Source organism: Thermococcus indicus (genome assembly GCF_006274605.1).
GTDB lineage: Archaea > Methanobacteriota_B > Thermococci > Thermococcales > Thermococcaceae > Thermococcus > Thermococcus indicus.
This window is the reverse complement of sequence record NZ_CP040846.1, coordinates 1,496,862-1,509,586: the sequence shown is the minus strand read 5'-3', so window position 1 is coordinate 1,509,586 and position 12,725 is coordinate 1,496,862. Positions and strand designations below refer to the sequence as shown.

Here is a 12,725-nt window from a genome sequence, read left to right as displayed (position 1 = left end):
TCCCTGTGGTCAAGTTTTGGAAATCCAAGGAGGAAAGAGAAATCGAACGCAAAGTTAGGATGAGAAAGGCCAAGATGGCCTTGAAGCAATACATTAGCAATCTCGAAAACCTAAAGCGTAAAATTTTCCTTCAGGGAAAAGAAGCGGCAAAAATCGGTGATGAAGCCCTCTTAAAGAGGAGCGCCATGAAGTACCTCGCCCTTGAGGAAAGGATAAAGCAAGCCAAGAGGCTTCTCCTCCTCATGGAAGAAGCAGAAATCCAGCGGGAGCTGGTGAAGGTCTCGGCAAACTTCATCCAGTTTAGCCGGGACATCGTGGAGAGTATTGCAGAAGGACCCGGTGCTGAAGACGTTGCAAAGATGCAGGTGGAGTTCGAGAAGGCCATGGCGAAGGTGGAAGGTCTCGACGAGGCCCTGAGCACGATGCTTGACCTGACGAGTGAAAGCATTCTGACGGGGGACTTTGACGCTGAAACTATCGAAGAAGCGGCATCTCTCTTTGAGGCCTCGGCATCTTCCGACCTTGAGCCGAAGAGCCGGCTGAAGCAGATAGAGGACATGATGAGGGGTTGAGATGCAGTCACTCTACCTCTCCCTTTTTGAGAAATGCAGAAAGGGGTACGAGGCGGAGCTGGCGAGGGGCAAGGTAGACGAGGCCAGAAAGTACGCCCTCAATTGCGCGGAGATCCTGAAGGCACTGGCGGAGAAGGCGCCCGACAGGAGAGAATTCTACCTGGAAAAGGCAAAGCGCTGGGAAGAGGTAGCCGAGGAACTCAAGATCCCATCATCGCGCAAAGAGCGAGCCAGTCCCAGGGAAGGAGCACCCGCCGATGAGTACAGGGCACAGGTGGAGGGGCTGATAACCAGTTCCACCGTCACGTGGAGGGACATAGGGGGGCTGGATGATGTCAAGAGATTGCTCGCCAAGAACGTGGCCATAGCCTTTGCAAAGAGGCCCGAAGCCATAAAGCCGTGGAAGGGAATCCTCCTCTTCGGTCCACCGGGGACGGGTAAGACCCTCCTCGCTTCAGCGGCGGCTGGGAGCTTGAAGGCCACGTTCTTCAATGTTAAAGCTTCAGACGTACTCAGCAAGTACTACGGCGAGTCCTCAAAGCTGATAACAGCCCTGTACGGGCTGGCGAGGGAGAAGGCCCCCAGCATAGTTTTCATCGACGAGGTCGATGCATTGAGCTTGAGACGCGAGAACGTCCACGAGGCCACCAGGAGGGCTTTAGCAACCCTCTTGTCCGAGATAGACGGCTTCAAAGGAGGGGGAGAAAAGTTCGTCCTCACGCTGGCCTCAACCAACACTCCCTGGGACCTCGACGAGGCGCTGCTCTCGAGGTTTCCACTGAGGATTTACGTGCCACTGCCAGACAAGGAGGCCGTCAAGGAGATCGTGAGGATACACACCAGGGGTCTGGACACAAGCACGCTCGACCTCGAGGCTATAGCAGAGGAGAGCGTGAAGCGCCTGTATTCAGGCAGGGAGATAGCGAACCTGTGCAACCTGGCAATACATCACATGCTCGAAGAGGAGAACCCCGAGCTCGCCGACTTGGAAAGACTTTCCAGCATCGAGGTTGAGGGCCTCAAGCTCAAGGTCAGACCGCTGGAGATGGAGGATTTTGAGGAGGCGTTTAAGAGGATTAAAAGCCCGCTGACGAGGAAAGAAATTGAAAGGTACGAGAAGTGGGCCAGGCAGTTCGGGGGGAGCCTGTATGAAAGATAAGAGTGTGGGTTCGGCATTTGTTATGATGATCATTATTGTAAGCATACTCTTCTTCTTGGAAGTGCCTCATCCATATGTTTCAGCAGAGGATGAGCTTGGATACACTCTTCCAGTTTCAGTCGGGGAAATTAAAACACTGATAGACCAAAATGGAGATGAATATAAAATAAAAGTTATAGACGTAAATGTTGGCAGTGGAAAAGCATTAATTCACATAGTATACCCAAGTGGTAACTCACAAACTACTACACTGGCAAAAAACCAGGAACTGTCATTAGGCACTATGATAGTGACACTAAAAGATACTTATATTGCTATTAATGGCAAGGTTATTGCCATATTTTTAATTTATGGCCTACGTGCTGTTGAAGGGTACTCCTCATTGTTAATAAACTCTACCCCCATTGGAGCGGAGGTCTACATAAATCAGGAAAGAGTGGGGTACACTCCTTTGACCTATCTTGCCAGTGTCGGTGATTACTACATACTAATGTAGGTATCAAGATAAGGAGTACACTACCAAGCTCTCCATAACTTCTGAAGACATCCAAAAAAGACTTCTTAAAAAGATTTATGTAAACTTCTTGGAGAGCAAAGGCACGTTAAATATAAATTCAAGTCCCATAGGGGCAGACATTTTGTTAAATGGAACTTACATTGGAAAAACTCCTTTGCTGAAGTATATGGTCGAGAAAGGGACATACATACTTTCCATTTCCAAAGATGGATTTAAGGAGTATACCACCATATTGCACGTTACCAATAATACCCCCATAAATATTTCAGTTATATTAACTCCATCAAAAGGGCAACTTAACGTTATCTCCAATCCTACTAGTGCGGCGGTATATGTTGATGGAGAATATGCAGGAGATACTCCCTTGAAATAACGCTACCTGAAGGAGAACATGAAATCAAGTTGGCAAAACCCGAATATGAAGTGTACTCAACCTCCATATCTATCCAAGCGGGAAAAAATGTAACAATAAATGCGACTTTAATACCAAAGTTTGGCTATCTATCCATCGAAAGTAATATAACTGACTCCAAAGTGTACATAGACGACAAAGAAATAGGGACTACTCCAGTTGAAAATTATAAACTATTAACTGGAACCCACACCCTCAAAGTAACCAAAGAAGGGTATTCACCATTTCTCCTAAACATAACGATAAATCCTGGAGAAGAGTTGAAAATTACCGCAAATCTCTCACCAATTTATGCTTTTATAAATGTTTATTCAAATATCGTGGGCGCAAATGTCTATCTCGATGGAAGATATCTTGGGGAAACCCCCTTAAAGAGACATAAAATCACCCCAGGAAACCATACTCTCGAAGTCAAAGCAAGTGGGCATAAAGTATTTTCTCAGACCATAGTGATAAGACCCCAGGAAAACCTCACAATAAATGCAAAGCTTTTACCTTTGAGTTCCACCTTATCAACCACCTCATCGTATTTGACAACAAATGCACTGTACATCTCATCCTCCTACATTCCCTATGCAGGCACTCTGTTTTTCTTATTTCTTGTATTGATTGCAATCCGATCTAAAAAACGTAGAAAGAAACTTCAAATCCCAACTTTTCCTCCTCAGCTTTTGAAAAAATACGAACCCCTTGAATTCCTAGGAGAGGGCGGCTTCGCTAAGGTCTTCAAAGTAAAGAGAAAAAAGGACAAGAAAATCGTAGCTCTCAAAGTATTCCCAGCTGACGAAAAAGCCAAGAAATTCTTTACTAAGGAGGTCAGAGCTTGGAAGCTCCTCGATCATCCCAACATAGTTAAGCTGTATAATGCCTTTGACAAACCAATACCTCACCTTGAAATCGAGTTCGTCGAAGGGTACACAATGGACGGAAAGCTCATCAGGGATTTGGAGCACTATCCAAAGCCTGTTGATGAAAAACTCGCGTTGAAATTCATCGAGGGGATTGCCGAGGGATTGAGACATGCACATTCAATGCAGGTCTACCACAGGGATTTGAAGCCATCGAATATTCTCCTCAAGGGCGATCTGACGCCAAAGATAACCGATTTCGGACTGGCCAAAATCGGCTCAAAAAGCACAACTACAACCACGAAGGCCCTAACACCGCTGTACGCGGCTCCGGAACAGATTGACGAGAGAACTTACGGCCATACAGACCACAGAACCGATATATACCAACTCGGTGTGATTCTTTACGAGCTTCTAACAGGCAAATTGCCATACGAGGGAAGTTCCCACGTTGTTGTCCTGGCAAAAATCACAACCCCCGAGATAAAGCCTAAGCCACCCTCCATGTATAACCTAACGCTGGCTAAGTATGATAAGATGTTTGGGAAGCTCCTCGCAAAGCAGAAGGAGAAGAGGTATCAGAGCTTGGATGAATTCCTAGAGGAGTTCAGAGGGCTGGTCGAGCTCCTCAAAGAGAGGGAGAAGCTTAAAGAGAGTCTTAGAGTCACAAAAGAGACGATAACTAAGACAAGAGATGAACTGGAAGTTAAGAAACTTAATTCAGAACTTCTGAGACTGCTAATCCAAAACACGATACTTTCAGCGAGAATCAATGATAAGGAGGAAGTCTTGAACGCACTCTATGACCTGATACCGTTTACAAGGAAATACAGAGCCGAACTTGAAGAGGCAATAAGGCAGGTACAATTATTCATCGAGGAGGGGCTTGTTATACCTGAAGGGTTTATCGACTCCCTAAGAATCCTGCTGCACAAAATTGAGAAGGAGGCATAATTGAAGTCTAATAGGCTCGTATTTTTAGTTTGGGCAAAGGCATATCCGACATTTATTTTCCATATTTTAGATTCGGACATTTTTCTTACATTCTTCAGTGAATTATTGAACGAAAATATTTATAAGAAGTTTTATCTTTCCAAGTTTGAGTAACAACTGGAGGCGATGGTAATGCCCTTTGCCGGAGCGGCGCTGGTCATCATAGGGATTTTTCTTTTGATAATGCTCCTGCTGAGCGTGAAGGTGATCCGCCCGTACCAGAAGGGTCTCGTGGAGAGGCTAGGAAAGTTCAACAGGATTTTAGAGCCGGGAATACACTTCATAATCCCCTTCATGGAGCGCGTCAAGGTCGTGGACATGCGCGAGCACGTCGTCGATGTGCCGCCCCAGGAGGTCATCTGTAAGGACAACGTCGTGGTTACAGTCGATGCGGTGGTTTACTACCAGATCCTCGACCCGGTAAAGGTCATCTACAACGTCAGCAACTTCCTCATGGCCATCATCAAGCTCGCCCAGACCAACCTGCGTGCCATCATAGGTGAGATGGAGCTCGACGAGACGCTCTCTGGAAGGGACATAATCAACGCCAAGCTGAGGGAAGAGCTTGACAAGATAACCGACCGCTGGGGTGTCAAGATAACGCGCGTCGAGATACAGCGCATAGACCCGCCCAAGGACATCCAGGACGCAATGGCCAAGCAGATGACGGCCGAAAGGGAGAAGAGGGCGATGATACTCCTCGCCGAGGGTAAAAAGGAGGCGGCCATTAAGGAGGCGGAGGGCCAGAAGCAGGCTGCCATACTCAAGGCAGAGGGAGAGAAGCAGAGGCAGATACTCGTGGCTGAGGGCCAGGCCGAGGCGATAAGGAAGGTTCTCGAGGCGTTAAGCCAAGCTGACGAGAAGTACCTAACACTCCAGTACATAGAGAAGATGCCCGAGCTGGCCAAGTACGGCAACCTCATCGTCCCGTACGACACCGAGGCACTGATCGGCCTGCTGAGGATACTCCAGAAGGTCAAGGAGACGCCACTACAGAGCCCTCCAAAGGGAGAAGACCCCAAAGAGAAAAGCGCATCGGCCAATCTTTCAGAGGACGAACTGAAAAAGCTTAAGAATCTGGTGGAGTGAATTATTCCGGTGGTGGAGATGGACTTACTCCCCATTTCCCTTTTGATTCTTGGACTGCTCGTGATAGCCCTCGACATGATGGTGGCCGTCTTCATAACCCCCATAGGGGTTGCCATGGTCGTTATGGGTGTCCTGCTCGGCTTTGGAGTCAATTTCAACGAAAGCTTCGTCGCGGCACTCATCTCCGCTGTGGTGACTTACATTCTCGTTGAAAGGTACATACGGAGGGACGTCCCGGATGCCGGAAAGGGCAAGTACACCTTTGAGCTGAAAGGCAAGCGCGGGAAGGTCGTCGAGATAGGAAAGGAGCACTACATAGTGGAGCTCGAGGGGGACAGGTGGATAGCGCTGGCCGAGGGGGACAAGAAGCCGGGGATCGGCGACACCGTCGAGGTCGTCGATGTGGACGGCGTCAAGCTCATGGTCCGGAAGGTCTGAACTCCGCCCACAGATCCTCCATCCTTTTTCCAAGTTTCGTGAACAGGCCGTTTCTGTAAACGATCTCCCCGTTCACCATGACCAGCTCGACGTCGCTTCCCCGGGCCGAGTAAACCACATGGGAGTGCGGGTTCTCCCCGGGAAGGAACTGGGCTTTTCTGGCGTTTATCAGGACTAGATCCGCGAGGTAGCCGGGCTTTATGAGGCCCGCCTTCAGCCCAAGGGCCTCTGCACCCCCGACCGTGGCCCAGCGGAAAACCTCCCTCGCAGAGGCGACGTCGGTTCTTCTCCTCCAGACCTTGTTCAGAACCGCCGCAAAGCGCATCTCCGTGAACATGTCCATCAGGCCCACCGGATTCGGGGAGTCGTTTCCGAGGGCGATGTTCGTTCCCCTCTCAAAGAGTTCTATTATCGGAGCTATCCTTCCCTCAAGCTTCGTCATGCTCAGGGAGCAATGGACGAGCGTCGCACCGCTTTTCGCGTAGAGGGAAACCTCGGAATCGCTCAGATAGATACCGTGGACGCCGATAAGGTTGTCCCCAAGTACGCCGGCCCTTTCGAGGTATTCCACGGGGGGGAGACCGTAGCGGCGTTTGACCTCCCGCACCTCCCCCATGCTCTGGGAGAGGTGAACGTGAATCAGGGCGTTCCTACCACGGGCAAACTCGCCGATTTCCCTCATCAGCTCAAGGGACACCATGTTGGTGGCGTGGGGCGCGAGGGTGGGGGTAACGAGCTCATCCTTCCCCACCCAGTCATTAAAGAACCTGAAGCCCCCCTCGGGCGCGGCTATAGGGAAGTCAATCGTATCCATAACGGTCTGACCGATGAAGGCCCTTATTCCAACTTCCTGGGCGGCCTTCGCTATTTCGTCGGCGAAGAAGTAGTGGTCGTTTATCGTCGTCGAACCGTTGGCCAGCGCCTCAGCCATTCCGAGGAGCGCCCAGCGGCGAACGTCCCCGGGCTCCCACTCCAGCTCCGCGGGCCATATAACGTCGCTGAGCCACCTCTCTATGGGTATGTCCTCGCCAAGGCCCCTAAAGCGCGCCATCGCCACGTGGGTGTGGGCGTTGATAAGGCCGGGCAGGATTATGTAACCGTCTCCCCCGTAAACTTCATCAACGGCGTATTCACCGACCCTTTCCTGGGGGATGACGTCCTGGATGAACCCGTCTTCCACTATCACCGCGGCGTTCCTTCTGACGGACTCCACATCGACGGCGGTTCCTATAAGTGCGAACATCCCATCACCTTTTGGACATCTGACGCGCAGATACTTAAATATTTTGACATATCGACATAAAATTGCCCAAAGGATTTAAATGGAGAACGTTCCGAATATCCCCCATGCCACTACTGATAATCGTCAGACTCGGGATTGGGACGGTCACCCTGTGGCCGAATTGACGCTCTTCTGGGAGCCGTTGCTCCAAATCGCTACCGTTATAAAGCCCCCTTCAAAGCCTCTGGAGGTGGTAAGGATGATTGATAAGATTTACTGTGTCGATGTTCAGCCCGATATGGAAGGTAAACGCGTCAAGCTCGCAGGATGGGTTTACAGAAAGAGGGAAGTGGGAAAGAAGGTCTTCATAGTCCTCCGCGACTCGACCGGGATAGTTCAGGCAATATTTAAGAAAGAGCTGAGTGAGGGAGCCTACGAAATGGCCAAAAAGGCGGGCATAGAGTCGAGCGTCATCATCGAGGGCACCGTCAAAGCCGACCCCCGCGCGCCCACCGGTGTTGAGATTCAGGCGGACAGAATTGAGATCGTGCAGAACGTGGACTTCTTCCCGATAACGAAGGACGCGAGCGAGGAGTTCCTTCTCGACGTCAGGCACCTGCACCTTCACTCACCCAAGGTCGCCGCGATAATGAAGGTCAAGGCGACAATGATGCAAGCGGCTAGAGAATGGCTCCTCCAGGACGGCTGGTACGAGGTCTTCCCGCCGATACTCGTCACCGGTGCCGTTGAGGGAGGAGCGACGCTCTTCAAGCTCAAGTACTTCGACAGGACGGCCTACCTCAGTCAGTCGGCCCAGCTCTACCTTGAGGCCGCCATCTTCGGCCTCGAAAAGGTCTGGTCACTCACGCCGAGCTTTAGAGCGGAGAAAAGCAGGACCAGGAGGCACCTCACCGAGTTCTGGCACCTTGAGCTCGAGGCCGCCTGGATGGACCTCCAGGACATCATGAAGGTCGAGGAGGAGCTCGTCAGCTACATGGTTCAGCGCACCCTGGAGCTCAGGAGGAGCGAAGTTGAGACCTTCCGGAAGGACTTGACCACGCTCAAGAACGCGGTTCCGCCCTTCCCGAGGGTGAGCTACGACGAGGCCATAGACATCCTCCAGAGCAAGGGCGTCGAGATAGAGTGGGGCGAGGACATGGGCGCAGACGAGGAGCGCATTTTGACCCAGGAGTTCGAGGCCCCGTTCTTCGTTTACGGCTATCCAAAGGGCATTAAGGCGTTCTACATGAAGGAGGACCCGGAGGATCCGCGCAAGGTTCTCGCCGCGGACATGCTTGCTCCAGAAGGCTATGGCGAGATCATCGGCGGTTCCCAGCGTGAGGACGACTACAACAAGCTCGTGCAGAGGATTCTGGAGGAGGGCATGAAGCCGGAGGACTACGAGTGGTATCTCGACCTCAGGAAGTACGGCAGCGTTCCGCACAGCGGCTTCGGCCTCGGCCTTGAGAGGCTCGTCGCCTGGGTGCTGAAGCTCGACCACGTCCGCTGGGCAACCCTGTTCCCGAGGACACCGAGCAGGCTGTATCCGTGAGCCTGCTCCCACCACAACTTTTATAAAACTCTCCCAAGACCATTAGCCCGAGGGCCCGTAGCCTAGCAGGATAGGGCGTCGGCCTTCTAAGCCGAAGGTCGCGGGTTCGAATCCCGCCGGGCCCGCCATTCTTGATTGATAGTAAACTTGGAGTGAAGTAACATCTCCCTCCGTAATTTACTTAAATGGGAAGTGGTTTGTAATATCCGGTGTCATGATGCTAAAGCCATACGAGGTTGAATTAGAGACACTCGGAGGAATAGTTCGCGTTGAGTTTCTGAGAACGGACCATGTGGAGTTAATAAGGTCTTTTGACTCCGGCGAGGGTGGGGAAGAACAGACGGAGTTTGCAAGGAATATGGCATGGAAATCTCATGAGCGGTGTCTTTCTACCGTCTTTGTCATCCTGCATGAGGATTCTCTGATATCATATTTCACGCTTTCCCCGTTTATTGTTAGCCTTAAAATCCGCGATAATACGCCGAAAACAAAAGGATGCTCGTTGAAGAGTTACGGACTCGGCTTGTGGAGCTTTTGGGGATGGATATTAAATATTCTTCCGTGCCCACAATACTCCTTGGACAGTTTGGCATCCAGAGGGAATACCGTGGAATGGGTGTGGGTGGTGAAATACTAGCGAAGGTCATCAAGCCCTATGCAGTTCTTTATGCTGCTCAAATCGGTGGAATTGGTTTGTCCCTCCATGCAAAAAAGGAAGTTGCCAAGAAGTTTTACCTTGACCATAAAAAGAATCCCCTTGCAGCGGGGTTTCAGATTGTTTCCGCGGGTAGCACCTATGAACTGTTTTATCCCTTTCTGACCTCCTACCCGCCCTGAAGGGCGAGGGTTCCAACGAGTTAACCCCTCGCCAATGGCAGGGAGGTTTGAGGGGTCTCATTCAAACCCACTAAAAAGTGGGCTTTCAGCCCCTCAGGGAGGGTCTTCCCCCCGTTACCCCTACCTCCCGATAAGATCGGAAGGCTCGGGGTTATGGTTTTTACCGCCTTCTTTAAAATATTAAACGCCCCAACAAGGTCGGCATTCATAACAACGCCCTCTCTGTGGCACTTGAATAAACCCCTAACAAAGCGAGCACTCTCATGGCGTTGGCCACAGAGGGGGCAAGTTTTCGAAGTGAAAGCCTCATCCACAACCAAAACCTGAATACCATACTCCTCCGCAACTTCCTTGAGACGTTTAATTACGTAATTAAACCGCCAGACATGGGAGAGGATGAAGTTTTGCTTTTTACCCTTGTCGGAGTTTCTTGCAATGCCTTTCGGATAACCCACGACGATTTTAGAAACGCCCAACTCGTAAAGCCTTCTCACGGTTTGCCTTACGGCAGTGTTAATGTAGTGTTTGGCCTGAAGTTTGGCCTTTTCGTGCATTTTCCTGAGCTTTCTACCCGTTTTGGCTCCAGATTTGTTAAGTTTGGACTGGTAATTACCAATCTTCCTCCGCCAGTAGAAGTCAATGCTTTTGAGAGGCTTTCCGTTCACGAGGAAACTCTGACCATTTTCAACGTAAACTGCCATTAAATTGTTCACTCCCAAGTCTATCCCTGCTGAGAGACTTCCTTTTGGTTGCCTCGGAACGCACACCCATTCGTTACCCTCAAGTTTTTCCTCTACCGTAAAGCTAATGTGAGCATACCACTTTCCCTTTACCTCGTCATAAGTGATTTCTAAGCGTCCCTGCTTGCCCTTCAAGTGTATTCTTCCTTTGAACTGGATTTCAAGTTTCCCAAATTTGCCGAGGCGTCTCAATTCGATAACGTTTCCCTTAATCCGATACTGGTCGTTCCTGAGGGGAATTACAAAGAGTTTTCTGCCGTTCTTTTCCCTGACGAATTTTGGTGGTTTTGGCTTGAACCATTCGGGGAGTTCTCCATTCTTTTTCTTCCTGTTGAGTGAGAAGAAACTCCTCCAAGCTTCAGCGTTCTTTCTGGCCAATTGTTGAACTGTCGAGCCACCAATCCAGTTTTTTAACTCGTGATAGGCTTCTTTTTCAGTTGTTGAAAAGTCTATTTTGCCGAATTCTTCGAACTGTTTGAGCCTCTGGTAGTTGAGTTTGTTCCAGATTACTGCTGAAGCGTGGGCTAATTCAAAAAGTGTTTTTTCCTGCTCTTTTGAAGGTTGTAGTTTTACTGTTACTGTCCGCTTCATTTTTCTTCCCGCTCAACTTTTTCAATCCAGAGCTTCATAGCTTCAGTAATTGCCACTCCCAATGCCCCCCTAATCCGTCCATACTTCTTTGCCACGAGCTTTCTAAACCTCTCCTCGACCTCATCATCAACGGAAACAGTTATGACTCCCATGCTCTCACCATTAAGTATTAATACATACAAGTATTTAAACCTTTCTTTTGCTTTCCTGCTCAACCACTAAATTTTCGAACAATGCACCCCGCCGTGAACGGCGAGGCTTGAAAAAGAGAAAAGTCACTGAGGCCGAGGCTGTTAGAAGAGCCTTAACCGGAAGTATAAGGCTTGAAGAATTCAGACAATACCCACAATAGCCAAGGCTCTCTTGACTGTATCTTCTACCTCTCTGGGATTTCGCTCCTTGGCTTTTTCGAGTGCCTTTACGAAATTCTGGAGCTCTTCCGGAGTCTCCAGTATGAGTTCATAACCGTCAAATTTGGCCATTCTCCCACCGATAGTCTCTTGCGGAAGGATTTATAATAAAGGTTTTTGTAGGCTGTGACCTGGCATTCTGAACTGTAGATACAAAACACTAAATGAGAAAAGGAAGAAACCTCACCGCCTCCTCCTGAGGAGGAGCGGGAGCACGGCGAGGCCAACCATCAGGGCCGGTCCGCATATGCCGGTGTTGTCGTTTTCTCCGCCGGTTTCGGTGGTCGTCTTCCCGAGTATCTCATCCGGGCTCTTGCCCTCGACCATGAGCTGGGTCCACTGCGTGAGCCAGGTCTCGTAGTTGGTCTCTATCTCCCTGGAGTCTATTGCGACGGGCTTATCCACCTTAACCGCGTACTGGAAGACCTCAGGGAGCTCAACGTCCCCGTTAACGGGGTACATCCACTGGTTGAGGGGGAGCTTCTCCTGAGCCTCGGCACTGATGAGGAACTCGATGAACTTCTCCGCCAGTTCCCTGTTCCTGGCCCCCTTGACGATTCCGGCACCCTCTATCTGGAGGTAGTTGCCCTCCCTGAAGGCGACGGCTCCGACGTTGGTGTTGTTGTCGTAGTAAACAGTGGCGGCGGGGGAGGTGGCGTAGCTGAGGACGAGCGGGTACTCACCCTCGCTGAACGCACCCCACGCCTCGCTCCAGCCCTTGACTATCTGAACGTCGTTCTCCTTCAGTTTCTCCCAGTAGTAGAGCCAGTCGTCGCCGTAGACCGCTATCGTCCAGAGGAGGAATGCCATTCCCGGCGAGCTCGTGCGCGGGTCTTCGATTATCAGCTTGCCCTTCCACTCCGGCTTGGTGAGGTCTTCAAGGCTGGTCGGCGGGTTCTGGACCATGTCCTTGCGGTAGTTGATGGCTATGAAGCCGTAGTCGTAGGGCGTGAGGTGGTAGGTTGGGTCGAACTTCTCAACGATCCAGTCCGGAATTACGTCGGCGTTGGCCGGCTTGTACGGCTCCAGCACACCCGCGTCTATGGCCTTCGCCAGGTAGCTGTTGTCTATGCCCACAACGACGTCGGCCTGGGGATTGTCCTTCTCAAGGATGAGCCGGTTTAGAACCTCGCCAGCGTCACCGATGAGGACGAGGTTCACCTTGACCCCGTACTTCTGCTCGAATATCGGCACTATCTCCTTCATCCACCACTCGATACTGTCGTAGGAGTAAACCGTCAGCGTTTCTTCAGCCGCGACCGGTTTTGGAACCAGGAGCCCCAGGAGCAGCAGCACGGCGAGGAACGCACCAAGCTTCCTCATGACAACACCTCCAAATACTCGG

14 protein-coding genes and 1 tRNA gene are annotated in these 12,725 nt (G+C 50.7%); 10 read left to right on the top strand and 5 right to left on the bottom strand.

Going from position 1 to position 12,725, the window contains the following annotated elements:
- The first annotated feature begins 5 nt into the window (after positions 1 to 5).
- The 7 genes from FH039_RS08290 to FH039_RS08255 all read left to right on the top strand — a co-directional run bounded on the left by FH039_RS08290 (position 6) and on the right by FH039_RS08255 (position 6,028).
- Positions 6 to 572, top strand: a complete 567-nt coding sequence (locus FH039_RS08290) for a hypothetical protein (RefSeq protein WP_139680934.1) — start codon at positions 6 to 8, stop codon at positions 570 to 572.
- A gap of 1 nt (position 573) precedes the next feature.
- Positions 574 to 1,731 (top strand): ATP-binding protein, encoded by a 1,158-nt coding sequence (locus FH039_RS08285; protein ID WP_139680933.1) that lies wholly within the window; start codon positions 574 to 576, stop codon positions 1,729 to 1,731.
- A complete protein-coding gene (locus FH039_RS08280; protein ID WP_139680932.1) occupies positions 1,721 to 2,227 on the top strand; it encodes a PEGA domain-containing protein in 507 nt (168 codons plus the stop codon). Before FH039_RS08285 ends, FH039_RS08280 begins: the two co-directional genes overlap by 11 nt.
- Before the next feature lie 88 nt (positions 2,228 to 2,315).
- Complete coding sequence (locus FH039_RS08275) at positions 2,316 to 2,621, top strand: PEGA domain-containing protein (protein ID WP_139680931.1); 306 nt, start codon at positions 2,316 to 2,318, stop codon at positions 2,619 to 2,621.
- 50 nt (positions 2,622 to 2,671) lie between these two features.
- Positions 2,672 to 4,462, top strand: coding sequence for a protein kinase domain-containing protein (locus tag FH039_RS08265; protein WP_394344281.1), 1,791 nt, complete (start codon positions 2,672 to 2,674; stop codon positions 4,460 to 4,462).
- Positions 4,463 to 4,633: 171 nt separating this feature from the next.
- Complete coding sequence (locus FH039_RS08260) at positions 4,634 to 5,590, top strand: SPFH domain-containing protein (RefSeq protein WP_139681763.1); 957 nt, start codon at positions 4,634 to 4,636, stop codon at positions 5,588 to 5,590.
- Positions 5,591 to 5,608: 18 nt separating this feature from the next.
- Positions 5,609 to 6,028, top strand: a complete 420-nt coding sequence (locus tag FH039_RS08255) for an NfeD family protein (protein ID WP_139681762.1) — start codon at positions 5,609 to 5,611, stop codon at positions 6,026 to 6,028.
- On the opposite strand, the gene FH039_RS08250 is transcribed toward FH039_RS08255, so the two are convergent.
- On the bottom strand, positions 6,009 to 7,271 hold the full coding sequence (locus FH039_RS08250; protein WP_139680929.1) for an amidohydrolase family protein: 1,263 nt from the start codon (positions 7,269 to 7,271) through the stop codon (positions 6,009 to 6,011). The genes FH039_RS08255 and FH039_RS08250 overlap by 20 nt on opposite strands.
- Before the next feature lie 238 nt (positions 7,272 to 7,509).
- Here FH039_RS08250 and asnS point away from each other — a divergent pair, with 238 nt between their 5' ends.
- The 3 genes from asnS (at position 7,510) to FH039_RS12415 (ending at position 9,639) form a co-directional block, all read left to right on the top strand.
- Positions 7,510 to 8,802, top strand: a complete 1,293-nt coding sequence (gene asnS, locus FH039_RS08245; protein WP_139680928.1) for an asparagine--tRNA ligase — start codon at positions 7,510 to 7,512, stop codon at positions 8,800 to 8,802.
- Between the two features lie 51 nt (positions 8,803 to 8,853).
- Positions 8,854 to 8,930 (top strand) — tRNA-Arg (locus FH039_RS08240).
- A gap of 367 nt (positions 8,931 to 9,297) precedes the next feature.
- A complete protein-coding gene (locus FH039_RS12415) occupies positions 9,298 to 9,639 on the top strand; it encodes a GNAT family N-acetyltransferase (protein ID WP_240703197.1) in 342 nt (113 codons plus the stop codon).
- A 20-nt stretch (positions 9,640 to 9,659) separates the two neighbouring features.
- On the opposite strand, the gene FH039_RS08230 is transcribed toward FH039_RS12415, so the two are convergent.
- The 4 genes from FH039_RS08230 to FH039_RS08225 form a co-directional block, all read right to left on the bottom strand.
- Positions 9,660 to 10,970 carry an RNA-guided endonuclease InsQ/TnpB family protein gene (locus FH039_RS08230; RefSeq protein ID WP_139680927.1) on the bottom strand — a complete coding sequence of 437 codons (1,311 nt, stop codon included), beginning with the start codon at positions 10,968 to 10,970 and terminating at the stop codon, positions 9,660 to 9,662.
- On the bottom strand, positions 10,967 to 11,122 hold the full coding sequence (locus FH039_RS12175; RefSeq protein ID WP_168188391.1) for a hypothetical protein: 156 nt from the start codon (positions 11,120 to 11,122) through the stop codon (positions 10,967 to 10,969). The genes FH039_RS08230 and FH039_RS12175 overlap by 4 nt, the downstream gene beginning before the upstream one ends.
- Before the next feature lie 180 nt (positions 11,123 to 11,302).
- The gene (locus FH039_RS12170) at positions 11,303 to 11,452 is read right to left on the bottom strand and encodes a hypothetical protein (protein WP_168188390.1); all 150 of its coding nucleotides are present in this window, start codon (positions 11,450 to 11,452) and stop codon (positions 11,303 to 11,305) included.
- Positions 11,453 to 11,563: 111 nt separating this feature from the next.
- A complete protein-coding gene (locus tag FH039_RS08225) occupies positions 11,564 to 12,703 on the bottom strand; it encodes a thiamine ABC transporter substrate-binding protein (RefSeq protein WP_139680926.1) in 1,140 nt (379 codons plus the stop codon).
- Positions 12,704 to 12,725 lie beyond the last annotated feature (22 nt).